Consider the following 16,445-nt stretch of genomic DNA (forward strand, 5'->3'; position numbering starts at 1 on the left):
ACCGGCAGTGTCAGCGGTCGTGACCTGGAGATGACAGATGTCATGGGTCGGGCTGTGAAGCGGCCCGGCGAAGGACGGGGCTCAAAAGGCCGGGCGCACCGCGGCCCCCGCCCGGTGCCGGGCGGGGGCCGCGTCGTCCGACCGCGGGTGAGGGGCCGGTCAGTTGTCCTTGCCGACGACGCTGATGCGCTCGCTGGGCGTCTTGCCGCGCAGCGCCAGGCGCAGCGCCGACTCCACGTCCTCCGGGGTGACGGGCTTCTTGGAGCCGTCGCCCCGCTCGAGCAGGACACCGTCGAAGGTCCCGCCGTAGAGCTGCTTGAGGACGGCCAGGTCGTAGTGCTCCACCAGCTTGCCGTCGACCACCCGCATGGAGAGGATCTTCGGCAGCGACTTGTCCGGGCCGAACTGGATCGAGTGCTGGGCGTCCGTCTGGACCGTGGCCAGCCCCGACATCGCGGGCTCGGCGAAGCTCTTCAGCTTCCGGTCCACCTCGGCCTTGCTGACCGTGGGGCGCTTGACGGTGACCGGCAGGGTGATGGCCTTGTTCTGGCCGGTCTCGGCGCGCAGCTGGAACCCGTCCGAGACGGCCTTGACCGCCTTGTCCACGTCCAGCCCCTTGCCCTCCTTGCCGTACACCGGGACGGCCTTGCCGGAGGTGAAGCTGATGCCGCCCTCGCGGGCCGTGCCGGAGTCGCCCGCGAGCCGCTCCAGGGCGTCCCGCAGCTTCTCCTCGTCGACGGTGACCGCCGGTTCGGCCTCATGGGTGCCGCCGAAGAGCGAGCCGATCACGGTGACCGGGTTGTAGTCCCGGCCCGCGACGTTCCGGACCGTGGCCTCGGTGTCGAGTGCCAGGCCCGCGACGGACGGCTTGATCTCCTTCTCCTGGCCGTCGACCGACACCGTCAGCGGGGCGGTGGTGCGCTTGCCCAGCTTGGAGTCCAGCTTGTCACCGGCGACCTCCTTGGAGGTGCCGCCGATGTCGACGCCGAGGACGGTGGTGCCGTTCGGCACATCGGCGTGGTTCATCACCAGACCGGCCGCGTAGGCCCCGCCCGCGATCACGAACAGCAGGCCCCCGGCCATGACGACCTTGGACCGGCCCTTCTTCTTCTTGGACTTGCCGGCCTTCGGGGCGGACGGCGCCGGGGCGCTGTCGCCGCCGGGCGCCGGGGCCCCCGGACCGCCCGGAACGGGCGGGGCCGGCGGCTTGGCCCGGCCCTCGGCCGAGGGCACCACGGGCACCCCGCTGACCAACGTGTCGCTGGAGATCTGCTCCGGCGGCACGCCGCCGGTCGGCGTGGGCTCGGGATCCCGGAACAGCGAGGGGGACGGGTCGGCTCCGAGGCCGTCCGCGGTTCCCGCCCCGGGGCCGGTCAGCGGGCCCACGCCGGTGGTGGCGCCGAGGCTGCCGGACAGCGGCGAACCACCCGGCGGGGTCGGCGGCTGACCGGCCGGGCCTCCCCCGGCCAGCGGGCCCACTCCGCCCGGGGGCGTCTGCGGGTCAGCGCCGTACGGGCCGCCCGCGGGGCCCGGTCCGGGCGGGGCCAGCAGGTCGCTGTCGTGCGGGCCCGCACCGGGGCCGGACGGCGGCAAGTACATGTCGCCGGTGACCGGGCCGGTGGTGGGCCCGGTCGGCTCGGGGTGGCCGGACGGGGCCTGGGCGTCGGTGAAGTACGGCAGATCGGCGACGGGGCCGCCGCCCTGCTGCGGCACCGGGAAACCCTGAGTGGTGTCGGGGGCCGGGAATCCCTGCGTGGTGTCCGGCGAGGGGAATCCCTGAGTGGTGTCGGGTGCGGGGAATCCCTGGGTGGTGTCCGGGGCCGGGGGCATCGGCGGCTTCGGGGTGCTGCCGGTGGCCGACGAGCCGCTTCTGGGCTTACGGGGCGCGAACCAGTCGCTGGTCCGCTCACCGTCGCCCTTGCCGCTCTTCCGCTCCCGGCCCTCGGTGGGCTCGTTGGCCCCGCCGGGCTCGGCCGGCACACCGCGCTCGGGTGTCGGCGTGAAGTCGGCCCGGGGCAGGGCGCTGGTGCGCTCGGCGGCGTCCTCGTCCCCGCCGGAGCGCGGCGCGGGCACGCCGTCCTCCGCGACGGGCGTGCGCATGACCACCGGCGGGATGGGCCGCGACCCCGGAATGTTGATCTTGATCCGGGTCGTCAGCGTGGTCTCGGTCTTCGGCTCCTCCGGCTTGGCCGCGGCACGCGCCTGCCCATCCTCGGCGGCGCCCTGCGGGGCCTCCTGCGTGGGGTTCGGCGAGGGGTACTGGCGGGATCCGTACGGCGGGGTGCCGGACGGGTAGGCGGCACCGCCGCTTCCCTCCCGGGGCCCGGAGGACGAACTGTCAGATTCACGGCTCAAAGCAGGTTCTCCCAGTTAGCTCCGCCGCCCGTCAGACCTCGCGCGGGCGGCTCGGCGGCGGCACCACCATACTGGGCGGTGCGGACGCGCACTTGACGGCCGCCGGATCACCGCATCCGGTACGCCCGAGGCGCACCCTTCGCCGTGTGTCCGAAGGGCCTCCGAGTGCCGGGGACGTCGTGCCAAAAACGTCACGTCACTTACCAAGTCGGACCGGCGGGCCAGGAGGTTGCGGCACCAAAGGCAGCGTGGCACACATCACACCGATGAACATCCCGCCGAGGAGGAAAGCGTACGACCCCAGCCCGGCGCCGAAAAGGAAATCCCCTTCCGGACGGGAGGAAGTGAGCAGCAACACGGCCACCGTCCAGGCGCCCGCGGGCACTCCGCCGCCCATCCGGGCGCCCATGGCCTTGACCCCGCCGTAGCACAGGCCCCCGACCGCGAGCAGCGCGAGCAGCAACCCGCCCGGGAACCACGCCGCTTGGACCAGCGCGCCCGCGGCGCCCACCAGCACCCCGGCCACGGCGAGCAGGGCGTATCCGCCCAGGCGCGGGGCCGTCATGCCGTCACCCCCGCGAACAGGTCGTCCTCGCGGTCCGCCCCGGCCTCGCCCTTGACGAGCCGGTAGTGCTCATGGAGGAACATCGGCTGGACCAGTTCGTTGGAGAGCGCGAAGAAGGGTCCGTCCACCGCGATCTGGCTGGCGTGGGCGCGCATCGCCGCGGCCTTCGCCCCGGCGTGGCGGACGCCGTCGATGAACGCGGTGACGTCCGCGTCGGCCACGACCCCGGGGACGTCGGCCACCGTGGCGACGCCGGGGAAGAGGGAGTCGCGGCCCTCGGCCCGCAGCCGGGCGAAGCCCTCCTCGACGGCCGAGCGCGGCACGCAGTTCCAGTAGACCTTCGCGATGTCGTGCGGCTCGCCGAGGTCGGGACGGAAGCCGGGATCGGCGGCCAGCTCCACGGCGCGCATCGCCACGCGATGCGCCTGGATGTGATCGGGGTGGCCGTAGCCCCCATTGGTGTCGTACGCCACCAGGACCTGTGGCCGGATCTCGCGGACCACGGCCACCAGCTGCCCGGCGGCCTCGTCCAGGTCGGCCCGCCAGAAGCAGTCCGGCCGGTCGTTCTGCGGGGCGCCCATCATCCCGGAGTCGCGATAGCGGCCGGGCCCGCCCAGGAAGCGGTGGTCCTCGACCCCCAAGGCGTCCATGGCCGCGGCGAGTTCGCCGATCCGGTGCGGGCCGAGCGCGTCGTCGCGGTCGGCGGCGAGATGCGCGAGGGCGGGCGGAATGACCTCGCCCTCCTCACCGAGGGTGCAGGTCACCAGGGTGACGTGTGCGCCCTCGGCGGCATACTTCGCCATGGTCGCGCCGTTATTGATCGACTCGTCGTCCGGATGTGCGTGCACCAGCAGCAGACGACGGGCGGGAAGAACGGTCATGGGCACAGCCTACGATTCGCACACACGTGCCCATGGGCCGCACGCCCCGGCCCCGCTCGGGACTCAGATCTTCACGCCGCCGATCATGTCCGCCACGTTGGTGGTGAGGTCGTCGATCGTCGGAGCGACCGAGGAACTGGCCAGGTAGAAGCCGAGGAGGACACAGACGATCGCATGAACCGCCTTCAGTCCTGCCTTGTTCACGAGCATGAAGACGATGATCAGCAGCAGCACTGACACCGAGATCGAGAGCGCCACAGCGGCTCACCTCCAGTTACACGCACTCGGACGGACAACATATAGATGCCACAGGGGGGCTACCCACTATGCGCAATCGATCATAACTATGGCGGTGTGCACATGACTCGGTGCACGGGAGCATGACAGGGGCGCATGCCTGATCGCACGAACTTCCCGGCCCCGGAGGCGACTTCTCGTTGGTTATGCGCCATCTCGCCATCGCCGGGGGCCGCTTGACACCCGCGCCTTCCCGGCCGGACCGTGCCGGGGGCAACGCCCGCCCGGCCTACCGATCCGTACCCTCCCCCGCGCTGATCCGACGGCCGTACGCTCCCCCTATGACCGGACAGCTCTCGTTCCCACGGCAGCACGCGCGCACCCAACGTTTCACCCTCGGGACACCGCGGGCCCTCGCCGTGGCCCCCGACGACTCACGCGTCGCCTTCCTCCGCTCCCGCTCGGGCACCGACCGGACCGGCCTGTTGTGGGTGTACGACCTCGCCGGGCGGCGCGAGTACCCCGCCGCCGACCCGGCCGAGCTGCTCGGCGGCGCCGGCGAGGAGCTGTCCCCCGAGGAGCGGGCGCGGCGCGAGCGCAGCCGCGAGGGGTCGGCCGGGGTGGTCGGCTACGCGGTGGACGCCGCGGTCGAGCGGGCCGCCTTCGCCCTCTCCGGGCGGCTGTTCACCACGGAGCTGCCCACGGGCACCACCCGCGAGCTGCGCGTCCCCGGCCCGGTCGTGGATCCGCGCCCCTCGCCCGACGGCCGCCACATCGCCTACGCGGCGGGCGGGGCGCTCCGGGTCACCGGCGCGGACGGCGCGGGGGACCGGGCGCTCGCCGAGCCGGAGGGGGACTCCGTCACCTATGGCCTCGCGGAGTTCATCGCGGCCGAGGAGATGGACCGCTCACGCGGCTTCTGGTGGTCGCCGCGGAGCGACGCCCTGCTGGCCGCCCGGGCCGACGAGTCCCCCGTACGGCGCTGGTGGATCGCCGACCCCGCCCACCCCGGCCGGGAACCCGCGGAGGTGGCCTATCCCGCCGCGGGCACCGCCAACGCGGAGGTGCGGCTGGTTCTGCTCGGTCTGGACGGCTCCCGTACGGAGATCGAGTGGGACCGGGAGCGCTATCCGTACCTCGCACGGGTGCATTGGTCGGCCTACGGTCCACCGCTGCTTCTGGTCCAGGCCAGGGACCAGCGCAGCCAGCTCTACCTGGCCGTGGACACCGACACCGGCCGGACCAGCACGGTCCACGTGGACGAGGACGCGGTTTGGCTGGATCTTTTCCCCGGGGTGCCGGCCTGGACCGAAGATGGACGACTCGTCCGGATCGCGGACGAAGGGGGCGCCCGGGTCCTCATGGTCGGCGACCGCAAGCTGACCTCCAGCGCCCTCCAGGTGCGCGCGGTCCTCGACATCGGCACGGACGACGTGCTGTTCTCCGCCTCCTCCGGGGCCGGTGCCCCACTCCCCGAGCAGCCCGGCGAGATCGCCGTCCACCGCGCCTGGTTCCGGGGCAGCGGCGACCAGGGCGGCTGGGAGCCGGTCGGCAAGCGGCCCTTCCCGGCGGTCCACTCCGCCGTGCGCGGCGGTGAGGTGATCGCGCTGTCGTACACGGGTCTTGAGCGGCCCGGGGTGAGCGTGGAGCTCCTCCGGCCCGCCGACCACGGCGCGGCCGAGCGCATCGCCGAACTCGACGCGTACCCGGAGCGGCCCGTCATCACCGCCCGCCCCGAACTCGTCTTCGCGGGCAAGCGGGACATCCCGTGCGCCGTGCTGCTGCCCAGCGGCTATCAGGAGGGCGACGGGCCGCTGCCGGTCCTGATGGACCCCTACGGCGGCCCGCACGGCCAGCGCGTGGTCGCCTCGCACAACGCCCATCTCACCTCGCAGTGGTTCGCCGACCAGGGCTTCGCGGTGGTCGTCGCCGACGGCCGCGGCACCCCCGGCCGCTCCCCCGCCTGGGAGAAGGCGGTGCGCGACGACCTGGCCGCGGTCACGCTGGAGGACCAGGTCGAGGCGGTGACGGCGCTCGCCGGGCGCTATCCGCTGGACCTCGGCCGGGTGGCCATCCGCGGCTGGTCCTACGGCGGCTATCTGGCCGCGCTGGCGGTGCTGCGCCGCCCCGATGTCTTCCACGCGGGCGTGGTGGGCGCCCCGGTGACGGACTGGCGGCTGTACGACACCCACTACACCGAGCGGTATCTGGGCCTGCCGGACGAACAGCCCGAGGTCTACGCGGCCAACGCGCTGATGACCGACGAGGGGCTGTCCGGCGCGGCCGACACCGCACGGCCGATGATGATCATCCACGGGCTGGCGGACGACAACGTGGTGGCCGCGCACACCCTGCGGCTCTCCTCGGCGCTGCTGGCCGCGGGCCGTCCGCATGAGGTGCTGCCGCTGTCCGGGGTGACCCATATGACCCCGCAGGAGCAGGTCGCGGAGAATCTGCTCCTGCTCCAGGTGGACTTCCTCAAGCGGTCGCTCGCTCTGCGGTAGCGCTCCGCTGGGGGTGCCCTGACCTGTGTGAGTGCCCTGATCCGCGGTCGATCGGCCGCGGCGCCGTCGTGGCTTGTCGCGCAGTTCCCCGCGCCCCTTCGGGGCCCGGCCGCCGTCACCAGCCCGGTGGCGGTGCCGGGGGCGCGGACGGCGGCGGGGGCGCGGCGGGCGGGGTGCCGGGCGGCGGGGGCACCAGCGGCGGAGTGGCGGGCGGCGGCGGGGCGTAACCGCCGCCACCGTAGCCACCGCCGCCGTAGCCCCCACCGCCATAGCCACTGCCGTAACCGCCGCCGTAGCCCCCGGCCCCGGAGCCGTCCCCGTAGCCCCCGGGCCCCTGGGCGCCGTAACCCCCGGGCCCCTGGCCGTCGTAACCCCCGTCGTAGCCGCCATAGCCGCCGCCGTACGCCGGGGTGCCCCCGAGGCCCGCGGCGCTCTCGTCCACGCCCCGCCGCGCCAGCACGATCAGGGCGATCAGCCCCGCGATCGCCTCGAAGAAGCCGGTGAGCACGCTGAGCACGCCCACCGTCGGCAGATCGCTGAAGTGGTCCACATAGTCGAGCTTGATGTAGAGCGATGCCTCGCTGATCCCCGTGGCCGTGACCAGCGCCGCCGCCACCATCCCCAGCGGGCGCGCCAGCGGGGCGCGCGCGAGCGCGGCGGCCGCTCCGGCCAGACACAGCGCCACCGCCGCCCACGCGATCCAGGCACCGGGCGCCGAGAGCAGGGTGGGCAGCGTGTGCTTGCCGGTGAGCAGGTACTTGTAGATCTCCCAGCCGCGCTCCTGGGCCCAGTAGATCTGCCAGGCGGCGATGACGACCCCGATGGCGCCCAGGAACAGCGCGCCGACGACCGCCGCACCGGGCGCGGGGCGGCCCGGCGGCCGGTCGGCGGGCGAGACCGGCTGTCCGGGCGGGGCGGCGAGGTCGGCGGGGCGGCGTGCGGCGGCCACGACGGCCAGCAGCAGCCCCGCGAGCACCACCTGTGCCCAGGCGCTGGCATTCGCCCGGGTCTTCAGGTCGCCGGGGATGCCCTGGAGCCAGTCGGAGTTCAGGTTCCACAGGCTGGGCAGGCGCACCGCGACGGTCACCACCGCGACCGTGCCGAGCGCGCCCGCGGCGGCCGGTGAGCGCAGGGCGGTGATCCCGACGACCGCGTAGACCAGCAGCAGCGCGAGGTCGAGCAGGGAGGAGCCGAAGATCCCGCCGGTGGCCCGGAACGGTAGCCCGGCCCAGGTCCACCACAGATGGTTCGCCTCATCGGCCTTGTCCAGGTCGTGGATGATCCATCCCAGCGAGATCAGCCCGAGAACCGCGCAGACGAGCGCCCCGAAGACGCGCGCTCCGCTGTTGAGTATCCGTCCCTGCCCCATAGCCGTAGGTCTCCCCCGCCTCGCACCCCGGGCAACCGTCGCGAGCCGAAGAAAAATACCGATCGTGGAAGAAAAATGCGGATCGTGACCGTCCGGAGACCACCGGGAGACGCGGTCGGCCGAACCCCCCGAAGTGGTGCGACCGGCCGGGGCGGTATTTCGCGCCCCGGCCGGTCCACGGCACCCGCACGGCCGTACGCAGTTCAGCCTGACGCGTCCGTATATCGGTGTTGCGACAGATGAGTTGCCTGTGTGTTAACGCGTTTCCTGCCCATAGTCCACGCTTTGTCCCCCATGGGGGATCTCTGTCAAGCACGCCTGGACCTCGATCTGCCAAATCTTCGCTCAAGGTTCGAATGAGCGGCACATCCACCCTCCCCGGACCCTTGACTGTGCCGTTCCCCGATTGCGAAAGTCCGCTCAACCCGACACGCATGCACCACCCTGGCGAGCGGGCGGCGACATGACGCGCATAGACAACGCGAGTTGACGGTGTGACACCAGTGCGGGGGGACGCTACGCGATGACGAGTCCATCCCAGACCGGCGTGGTCGAGAAGACCGCACCGGGCGGCACGGAGGGCGAGGCGCCGGCCGGTCTGGCGCCCCGCCAGCTGATGTGGCGGCGGTTCAGACGCGACCGCACCGGTGTGATCTCCGCGTGCGTGGTGGTCTTCTTCTTCGCCGTCGCCGTGCTGGCGCCGGTGATCGCCTGGCTCTACGGCAAGGATCCGTACACCACCTACGGCCTTGACCGGCCCGAGCTGCTGGACCCCCTCACCGGCTATCCGATGAAGCCCAACGGCGGTATCGACGGCGAGTTCTGGTTCGGCGTCGAGCCCAAGCTGGGCCGCGATGTGCTGACCCAGCTCGTCTACGGCATCCGCACCTCGCTGCTGATCGGGCTGGCCGCGACCGTGCTGTCCACGCTCACCGGCATCGTGATCGGCGTGGTGGCGGGCTATACGGGCGGCCGCACCGACTACTTCCTCGGCCGCCTCATCGACCTGCTGCTGTCCTTTCCGCAGCAGCTGTTCTTCGTCGCCTTCATGCCGGTGGTCACCGCGCTGTTCGTCAGCCCGCAGAAGGAGACGCCCACCTATTTCCGGGTGACGGCCCTGGTGATGGTGTTGTGGCTGCTGGGCTGGATGCAGCTGGCCCGGCTGCTTCGCGGCCAGGTGCTCTCCCTGAGGGAGCGTGAGTTCGTCGAGGCGGCCAGGGTGACCGGTGCCTCGCCGTGGCGGATCGTCCGCAAGGAGCTGCTGCCCAACCTCGTCACGCCCATCCTGGTGCAGTCCACGCTGATGCTGCCGAACTTCGTGACGACGGAGGCGGCGCTGTCCTTCCTCGGCGTCGGCGTGGTGGAGCCGACCCCCGACTGGGGCCGGATGTTCGCCAAGGGCGCGAACTTCTACGAGGGCGACATCACCTACATGTTCTTCCCCGGCATCGCCATGGTGGTCTTCGTGGTCGCCTTCAACCTGCTCGGGGACTCGGTCCGGGACGCGATGGACCCGAAGACCACGCGGTGACCGGGGGGGGCCGGCGGGCCCAAGGCAGTGAACGGCAAGTCTTCCGTCCGATGAGGCAGGTGCAGTGGCAACGTGAACATCGAAGAACAGCCGAAGAGAAGCCGCAGAGCCCGTACCTACGCCGTCGCCCTGGCCGCGGGGGCCCTGGCGCTCGCGGGGTGCAGCAGCGGTGGCGGTGGCTCGGACCCCAAGGATTCGAACGAGCCCAAGATGGAGTCCCAGGACATCACCCTCGGCACCGCCGCCGACTCCACCGGACCGGCCAAGGACCTGCCGGGCGCCAAGAAGGGCGGCACCGTCTCGGTGCTGCAGCGGGACGCCTTCGAGCATCTGGACCCGGGGCAGATCTATGTCAGCGACGAGCTGATCATGCAGACGCTCTACAACCGGACGCTGACGAACTACCAGTTCGACGACAAGACGGGCAAGGCCAAGCTGGTCGGCGACCTCGCCACCGACACCGGCAAGTCCTCCGACGGCGGCCGCACCTGGACGTACACCCTCAAGGACGGGCTGAAGTACGAGGACGGCTCGCCCATCACCTCCAAGGACGTCCGGCACGCCGTGGAGCGGCTCTACGCACCGTTCGAGGCCGCCGGTCCGACCTATCTCCAGCAGTGGCTCTCCGGGGACGGCCAGAAGTACCGCAAGGCGCTTCCGGACGGCCCCTACAAGGGCAAGCACCTGCCCAAGTCGGTGCTGGACACCCCGGACGACAAGACCGTCGTCTTCCACTTCGACCAGCCGCGCGCCGAGGTGCCGTTCGCGGTCGCCATGCCCAACATCGGTGCGGTGCCGCCGGGCAAGGACACCAAGGAGAAGTACGACAAGGCCCCGCTGGCCTCCGGTCCGTACAAGATCCAGAACTTCAAGCCGGGCAAGGGCATCCAGTTCGTCAAGAACGACCAGTGGGACCCCAAGACCGACTCGATACGCCATCAGTACGTCGACAAGTTCGACGTCTCCTTCGGCCACCAGTGGGTGGACTCCACCCGTCGGCTCCAGGCGAACAAGGGCGCCGACCGGAACGCGATGACGTTCACCAACGCGGTCGACCCGTCGCAGATCTCCACGGTCCTCAAGGACAAGGAGGCGATGTCCCGGTCGCTGACCGAAACGCAGCCCTATGTGGATGTCGTGTCGATCAACACCAATCGGGTCAAGGACAAGAAGGTTCGCGAGGCGATCGCCTGGGCCTTCCCCAGCGGTCAGTACCTCCAGCAGTTCGGCGGTCCGAAGGCCGGTGAGATCGGCGGCGGGCTGGTCGGGCCCACGCTCAAGGGATACGACCCCAAGTTCGACCCGTTCCAGAAGAAGAAGTACCCCGGCGGCAACGCCAAGAAGGCCAAGGAGCTGCTGAAGGAGGCGGGCAAGGAGAACTACGAGCTCGTCTACGCCTACGGCAACGGCGACACCCACCAGGACGCCTCGGTGGTCGTCGAGCAGGCCCTGGAGCGGGCCGGGTTCAAGGTGCAGAAGAAGGAGATCGACCAGTCGACCTATTACACCCAGATCGGAAAGGTCAAGAACAAGTTCGACCTGTACCGGTCCTCGTGGGGTGCCGACTGGCCGTCCGCCTCGACCGTGGTGCCGCCGGTGTACGGCGGCGAGAACGTCTACGACGACTCCGCGAACTACTCGCACCTCAACGTCCCCTCGGTCAACGACGAGATCGGCAAGGTGACCAAGGTCAGCGATCTGAGCCGGGCCACCTCGGAGTGGATCAAGCTCAGCGAGAAGATCCTCACCGATGACATCCCCGCCGTCCCGACCTTCTACAACCGGCTGTTCACCCTCTGGGGCTCGGGGCTGGGCGGAGTGAAGTTCAACACGGTCTACGGCGCCGTGGACCCGACGGCCGTCTTCATCAAGTAGCCGCCTTCTTCAAGTAGCCGCGGCCGCACCCAGGCAGCGCAGAAACCGGCCGCGTCCGCTCCGGCGGACGCGGCCGGGACCCGCCCCTAGCGGAAGATCACCGACGTCATGTTGAGATTCCTCGCCCGCCGGTCCCTCGGCGCGATCGTGATCCTGATCCTGATCAGCGCGATCACGTTCTTCCTCTTCTTCGCCCTGCCCGCCGAACCGGCCCGGCTCGCCTGCGGCAAGAACTGCGATCCCACCTCGCTCGCCATGATCAACAAGAATCTGGGCCTGGACCAGCCGGTGCCGGTCCAGTACTGGAAGTTCATGGTGGGGATCTTCGCGGGGCGGGACTTCGCCGTGGGGCACTGCGACGCGCCCTGCTTCGGCTACTCCTTCGTCAGCCAGGAGCCGGTCTGGAGCACCATCGTCGACCGCTTCCCGACCACCCTCTCGCTCGCCCTCGGCGGCGCCGCCGTCTTCCTGGTCTGCGGGATCGGCATCGGCATGATCGCGGCCTGGCGGCGCGGCACCTGGATCGACAAGTTCTTCAGCTCGCTGTCGCTGCTCGGCGCCTCGATGCAGATCTACTTCGTCGGGGTGCTCGCCCTGGCCTGGTTCGTCAGCGGGCTGGGAATCATGGACCAGCCCGCCTACTACCCCTTCACCGAGAATCCGGCGAAGTGGTTCAGCGGGATGCTGCTGCCCTGGGTGGTGCTCTCGCTGATCTTCATGGCCAACTACAGCCGGATGACCCGCTCCCAGATGGTCGAGCAGTTGCAGGAGGACCATGTCCGCACGGCGAGGGCCAAGGGGCTCTCCAGCCGTACGGTCTTCTTCCGCTACGCCTGGCGGGGCGCCATCGCCCCCATCATCACCATCTTCGGCATCGACCTCGGATCGCTCCTCGGCGGGGCCATGGTCACCGAGTACACCTTCACCCTGCACGGCATCGGACGGCTGGCGGTGGAGTCCGTCCAGCTCACCGATCTGCCGATGCTGATGGGCGTGATGCTGGTCAGCTCCGCGGCCATCGTGGTGTTCAACATCCTGGTCGACGCCGCCTACGCCTTCATCGACCCGCGCGTGCGCCTCGCCTGACAGACCCGGAGCTGCCGAGATGACCACACTCACCAAGCCCGACGACGGCACGACGCCGCCACCGGCTCCCGGCGACGGCGCCTTCCTGTCCGTACGCGACCTGTACGTCCGGTTCTCCACCGAGGACGGGATCGTCAAAGCCGTGGACGGCCTCTCCTTCGACCTCGAACGCGGCCGGACGCTCGGCATCGTGGGCGAGTCCGGCTCCGGGAAGTCCGTCACCAACCTCACCGTGCTGGGCCTGCACGATCCGCGCACCACCGCCGTCAGCGGCGAGATCCTGCTGGACGGGCAGGAGCTGACCGGGGCGCCCGAGCGCACCCTGGAGCGGCTGCGCGGCAACACCATGGCGATGATCTTCCAGGATCCGCTGACCGCCCTGTCGCCGTACTACACGGTGGGCCGCCAGATAGCCGAGCCGTACCGCAAGCACACCGGCGCATCCAAGAGCGAGGCCCGCTCCCGGGCGATCCAGATGCTGGAGAAGGTCGGCATCCCCAACCCGCGGCTGCGGGTGGACGACTATCCGCACCAGTTCTCCGGCGGGATGCGGCAGCGCGCGATGATCGCGATGTCGCTGGTCTGCGACCCCGATCTGCTGATCGCCGACGAGCCGACCACCGCGCTCGACGTCACCGTCCAGGCCCAGATCCTGGATCTGCTGAAGGACCTCCAGCAGGAGTTCGGCTCCGCGATCATCCTCATCACCCACGACCTGGGCGTGGTGGCCAACACCGCCGACGACCTGCTGGTGATGTACGCGGGCCGGGCCGTGGAGCGCGGTACGGTCCGCGAGGTGCTGCGGGCGCCCCAGCACCCGTACACCTGGGGGCTGCTGGGCTCCATGCCGCGGCTGACCTCCGCCGTGGACGAACCGCTGAGCCCCATACCCGGCTCCCCGCCGAGCCTGCTCAGCCCCCCGCCGGGCTGCCCGTTCCACCCGCGGTGCCACTACACCGACCAGGTGGAGGGCGATCGCTGCGCCACCGAGCGGCCGTCGCTGCCGGACGGCCGCGGCGCCGCCTGCCATCTGGGCGCCGAGCGGAAACAGACCCTCTTCACCGAGCAGATCAAGCCCCGGCTGGGCTAGGGACCAGGGCTTAGGAGCGCTGACGCATGAGCATCGAGTCGGGCACACCCGAACCCCTCCTGGTCACCGAGAAGCTGACCAAACACTTCCCGATCATGGGCGGCTTTCCGCTGAAGCGGAAGGTCGGGGCCGTACAGGCGGTGGACGGGGTCGATCTGACCGTGCACGCCGGGGAGAGCTTCGGGCTGGTCGGCGAGTCCGGCTGCGGCAAGTCCACCACGGGCCGGCTGCTGACCCGGCTGCTGGAACCCACCAGCGGCACCATCACCTACCGGGGCCGGGACATCACCCACGCGGGCCGCAAGGAGCTCGCCCCGATCCGCTCCGAGATCCAGATGATCTTCCAGGATCCGTACTCCTCGCTGAACCCCCGGCAGACCGTCGGCACCATCATCTCCGGCCCCATGGAGATCAACGGCATCGATCCGCCGGGCGGCCGCGAGGCCAGGGTGCGCGAACTGCTGGAGATCGTGGGCCTCAACCCCGAGCACTACAACCGCTTCCCGCACGAGTTCTCCGGCGGCCAGCGCCAGCGCATCGGGGTGGCCCGCGCGCTCGCCCTGGAGCCCAAGCTGATCGTGGCCGACGAACCGGTCTCGGCGCTGGACGTCTCCATCCAGGCGCAGGTCGTCAATCTGCTCCAGAAGCTCCAGCGGGAACTGGGCATCGCCTTCCTGTTCATCGCCCATGACCTCGCCGTCGTACGCCACTTCTCGCAGCGCGTCGCCGTGATGTACCTGGGCAAGGTGGTCGAGGTGGGCGACCGCGAGTCCATCTACCGCCGCCCCCGCCACCCGTACACCCACGCGCTGCTGTCCGCGGTGCCGGACGCGGCGGTGGTGATGGCCGAGGAGGCCGGGGACGGCCCGGACGCGGCTGGGACCAGCCGCCGCGAGCGCATCCGGCTCGCCGGGGACGTCCCCTCCCCCATCAACCCGCCCTCCGGCTGCCGCTTCCGCACCCGCTGCTGGAAGGCCCAGGACAAATGCGCGCGGGAGGAGCCCGCGCTCATCCGCCTGGACGGCAACCGCGAGGGCCACCTGTCCGCCTGCCACTTCCCCGAGGACCCGACGCTCGAGGCCCGCGAGGAGGACGTGGTGCTGGACCCGGCGCTGATCGCGGCGGAGTCGGAGGCCCCGCCGCGCAAGGAGCCGTAACGGACCGGGGTCCAGGGCCTCAGAACCGCGAGAAGGAATGCGCCCGCCCGACGGCGGTGAACCCGCGGCGGCCGTACCAGCGCAGCGGCCAGTCGTCCTGGTCGGCGACGAGGAACCGCAGCGCGCACCCCGCGGCGGCCGCGCGGCGCAGCGCGTCGGCCAGGACGGCGCCGGCGTAGCCGCGGCGCAGATACGGCTCGGCGGTCGCCACCTCCTCGATCTGGGCGATCCCGGCGGCGGGCTCCAGATACAGATCGGCCCAGGAGGCGATCTCGCCGCTGTCGTCGTGGGCGGCGAGGAAGAGCACCTCCTCGGCCCCGGCCCGCCGGGCGGTGCGCCGCTCCACGAGGTCGTGCACGGTCTTCTCGTCCGCGTCCGGCATCCACCGCCACTGCTGCGCCGTCACCGCCCGCCGCAGCAGCCCGTGCGGATACGGCCCCAGCTCCCGCTCCACCACATCGGCCGCCCCGGCCTCCGGCACCGGCCCGGTGTGGACCATCAGCACCTCGGTGACATGGGTGTACCCGGCCCGTTCGAGCGCGGGCACACAGAGCGGGCCCAGGGTCTCGTCATGGACCGTGATCCGGCGGTGCGGCAGGAAGGCCATGACCTCGTCGGCGAGCGCGGGCAGCCCCTCGGGGTCGGCGGGCCCGGTGATGTGGAGCTGATTGTGCTCATGGGAGCGTGCGTACTCCCGGTGCAGCACCAGGAAACCGCCCGGCACCTCCCGTACTTCACCGGCCTGTCGACGGGCGAAGGAGATCCGGAAGTCGATGATGCGCTGAAGGTCGTTCTGCGACACGTTCGCGATCATAGGCGAATGGCACTCTTCGTCTGGCTCGCGGCCCGTCAGACCCCCTGTACCGGGCCGTAGACGGCCATGGGGGCGGCCGTGGACCAGGCCCAGTAGCGGTCGCCATACGACCAGTGCCACCACTCGGTGGGGTAGTTGACCATGCCGACCGAGGACAGCGCCCCGATCATCAACGCCCGGTTCTCGCGGGCCCGTTCGGACAGGCCGGGGGCGTGGGTGTAGCAGGCCCCGCCGCTCTCCTCCGGGGTCGCGGCCTCCGGGCTGCCCATGTCGACCTCCGTACCGTCCCGCGTGCACACGGTGAGGTCGACCGCCGCCCCGGCGACGTGTCCGGCCGTCTCCGCCGGGGCGCACCAGCGGCTGGCCGCTGTCCGGATCTGCTCCTCGTCGGCGCTCGGATCGAGCTTCCGCAGCGTGGCCGCATAGCCGTCGAAGATCTCCCGCTGGAGCTCCGGCGGCCGGTAGCCCTCGACCAGCAACCACCGCCAGTCGTCCGGCAGCAGCCTCTCGGCCCGCTGAAGCCGTTCGGCGACTCCGGTCCTCAGGTGCGCGAAGTGCCCCGCCGGATCGGCCCGCCGGGTGTCCACCCGCATCCGCCCCCGGCAGTCGACCAGCGCTTCACCGCATTCGCGCACCGGCACCGCCCTGACCCGTGGGTCACCGATCAGGACGATCCGCTGATCTGCTGATTCCGCCGGGAAGGGCGAGCTGTTCATGGGGCTCTCCTCACACGCGCCGGTGGGCCGTCTCCCTCACGTACCCCACATCATGTTGGACAGGGCCACGAACAGCACAAAGGCGATCCCCACGCCCTGCGCGGCCTTGCCCCAGCCAGGCATGGACTCGCCCCGCTTGACCGCCGAGCGCTGCGCGGAGAAGGCGAACGCCAGCGCGATGAGGGCGAGGGGGCCGAGCACGATGGACAGCCAGTCGACTTGTACGGGAGTCATGGCGGAACTTCCTTACGTTCACCTCGGCTAC

At 71.0% G+C, this 16,445-nt stretch carries 14 protein-coding genes; 6 read left to right on the forward strand and 8 right to left on the reverse strand.

What is annotated here, in order from left to right; all coding sequences use genetic code 11:
- Window positions 1-159: 159 nt before the first annotated feature.
- The 4 genes from LIV37_RS18495 to LIV37_RS18510 all read right to left on the reverse strand — a co-directional run bounded on the left by LIV37_RS18495 (window position 160) and on the right by LIV37_RS18510 (window position 4,059).
- Window positions 160-2,355 (reverse strand): peptidoglycan binding domain-containing protein, encoded by a 2,196-nt coding sequence (locus LIV37_RS18495; RefSeq protein ID WP_185057976.1) that lies wholly within the window; start codon window positions 2,353-2,355, stop codon window positions 160-162.
- A 196-nt stretch (window positions 2,356-2,551) separates the two neighbouring features.
- On the reverse strand, window positions 2,552-2,920 hold the full coding sequence (locus LIV37_RS18500) for a DUF6113 family protein (RefSeq protein WP_020868638.1): 369 nt from the start codon (window positions 2,918-2,920) through the stop codon (window positions 2,552-2,554).
- Entirely contained in the window at window positions 2,917-3,801 is an 885-nt protein-coding gene (gene mshB / locus LIV37_RS18505) for an N-acetyl-1-D-myo-inositol-2-amino-2-deoxy-alpha-D-glucopyranoside deacetylase (RefSeq protein WP_020868639.1), read from the reverse strand. The genes LIV37_RS18500 and mshB overlap by 4 nt, the downstream gene beginning before the upstream one ends.
- A 63-nt stretch (window positions 3,802-3,864) precedes the next feature.
- Window positions 3,865-4,059 (reverse strand): hypothetical protein, encoded by a 195-nt coding sequence (locus LIV37_RS18510; RefSeq protein WP_020868640.1) that lies wholly within the window; start codon window positions 4,057-4,059, stop codon window positions 3,865-3,867.
- 320 nt (window positions 4,060-4,379) lie between these two features.
- Between LIV37_RS18510 and LIV37_RS18515 the strand changes: the two genes are divergently transcribed.
- Window positions 4,380-6,542: a S9 family peptidase gene (locus LIV37_RS18515; RefSeq protein ID WP_020868641.1), complete on the forward strand. Its 2,163-nt coding sequence runs from the start codon at window positions 4,380-4,382 to the stop codon at window positions 6,540-6,542.
- Window positions 6,543-6,657: 115 nt separating this feature from the next.
- On the opposite strand, the gene LIV37_RS18520 is transcribed toward LIV37_RS18515, so the two are convergent.
- Window positions 6,658-7,911 (reverse strand): hypothetical protein, encoded by a 1,254-nt coding sequence (locus tag LIV37_RS18520; protein WP_121824779.1) that lies wholly within the window; start codon window positions 7,909-7,911, stop codon window positions 6,658-6,660.
- A gap of 523 nt (window positions 7,912-8,434) precedes the next feature.
- On the opposite strand from LIV37_RS18520, the gene LIV37_RS18525 reads away from it, so the two are divergent.
- The 5 genes from LIV37_RS18525 to LIV37_RS18545 all read left to right on the forward strand — a co-directional run bounded on the left by LIV37_RS18525 (window position 8,435) and on the right by LIV37_RS18545 (window position 14,650).
- Window positions 8,435-9,442: an ABC transporter permease gene (locus LIV37_RS18525; RefSeq protein ID WP_121824778.1), complete on the forward strand. Its 1,008-nt coding sequence runs from the start codon at window positions 8,435-8,437 to the stop codon at window positions 9,440-9,442.
- A 72-nt stretch (window positions 9,443-9,514) separates the two neighbouring features.
- Window positions 9,515-11,317, forward strand: coding sequence for an ABC transporter substrate-binding protein (locus tag LIV37_RS18530; protein WP_020868644.1), 1,803 nt, complete (start codon window positions 9,515-9,517; stop codon window positions 11,315-11,317).
- Between the two features lie 108 nt (window positions 11,318-11,425).
- Window positions 11,426-12,403 (forward strand): ABC transporter permease, encoded by a 978-nt coding sequence (locus LIV37_RS18535; RefSeq protein ID WP_020868645.1) that lies wholly within the window; start codon window positions 11,426-11,428, stop codon window positions 12,401-12,403.
- Window positions 12,404-12,422: 19 nt separating this feature from the next.
- Window positions 12,423-13,493, forward strand: a complete 1,071-nt coding sequence (locus tag LIV37_RS18540; RefSeq protein WP_020868646.1) for an ABC transporter ATP-binding protein — start codon at window positions 12,423-12,425, stop codon at window positions 13,491-13,493.
- A 26-nt stretch (window positions 13,494-13,519) separates the two neighbouring features.
- The gene (locus tag LIV37_RS18545; protein WP_020868647.1) at window positions 13,520-14,650 is read left to right on the forward strand and encodes an ABC transporter ATP-binding protein; all 1,131 of its coding nucleotides are present in this window, start codon (window positions 13,520-13,522) and stop codon (window positions 14,648-14,650) included.
- A gap of 19 nt (window positions 14,651-14,669) precedes the next feature.
- On the opposite strand, the gene LIV37_RS18550 is transcribed toward LIV37_RS18545, so the two are convergent.
- From LIV37_RS18550 to LIV37_RS18560, 3 genes are read right to left on the reverse strand one after another with little or no spacing between them, the layout of a single operon-like run.
- On the reverse strand, window positions 14,670-15,452 hold the full coding sequence (locus tag LIV37_RS18550) for a GNAT family N-acetyltransferase (protein ID WP_243146212.1): 783 nt from the start codon (window positions 15,450-15,452) through the stop codon (window positions 14,670-14,672).
- Window positions 15,453-15,499: 47 nt separating this feature from the next.
- Complete coding sequence (locus tag LIV37_RS18555) at window positions 15,500-16,180, reverse strand: M15 family metallopeptidase (RefSeq protein WP_020868649.1); 681 nt, start codon at window positions 16,178-16,180, stop codon at window positions 15,500-15,502.
- 36 nt (window positions 16,181-16,216) lie between these two features.
- Entirely contained in the window at window positions 16,217-16,414 is a 198-nt protein-coding gene (locus LIV37_RS18560) for a hypothetical protein (RefSeq protein ID WP_020868650.1), read from the reverse strand.
- Between the last annotated feature and the right edge of the window lie 31 nt (window positions 16,415-16,445).

The organism is Streptomyces rapamycinicus NRRL 5491, from assembly GCF_024298965.1.
GTDB classification, from domain to species: domain Bacteria; phylum Actinomycetota; class Actinomycetes; order Streptomycetales; family Streptomycetaceae; genus Streptomyces; species Streptomyces rapamycinicus.

Coding starts and splice junctions, on each gene's coding strand:
- LIV37_RS18500 (WP_020868638.1), bottom strand. CDS start 2,920: ATGACGGCCCCGCGCCTGGGCGGATACGCCCTGCTCGCCGTGGCCGGG.
- mshB (WP_020868639.1), bottom strand. CDS start 3,801: ATGACCGTTCTTCCCGCCCGTCGTCTGCTGCTGGTGCACGCACATCCG.
- LIV37_RS18515 (WP_020868641.1), top strand. CDS start 4,380: ATGACCGGACAGCTCTCGTTCCCACGGCAGCACGCGCGCACCCAACGT.
- LIV37_RS18520 (WP_121824779.1), bottom strand. CDS start 7,911: ATGGGGCAGGGACGGATACTCAACAGCGGAGCGCGCGTCTTCGGGGCG.
- LIV37_RS18525 (WP_121824778.1), top strand. CDS start 8,435: ATGACGAGTCCATCCCAGACCGGCGTGGTCGAGAAGACCGCACCGGGC.
- LIV37_RS18535 (WP_020868645.1), top strand. CDS start 11,426: ATGTTGAGATTCCTCGCCCGCCGGTCCCTCGGCGCGATCGTGATCCTG.
- LIV37_RS18540 (WP_020868646.1), top strand. CDS start 12,423: ATGACCACACTCACCAAGCCCGACGACGGCACGACGCCGCCACCGGCT.
- LIV37_RS18545 (WP_020868647.1), top strand. CDS start 13,520: ATGAGCATCGAGTCGGGCACACCCGAACCCCTCCTGGTCACCGAGAAG.
- LIV37_RS18555 (WP_020868649.1), bottom strand. CDS start 16,180: ATGAACAGCTCGCCCTTCCCGGCGGAATCAGCAGATCAGCGGATCGTC.
- LIV37_RS18560 (WP_020868650.1), bottom strand. CDS start 16,414: ATGACTCCCGTACAAGTCGACTGGCTGTCCATCGTGCTCGGCCCCCTC.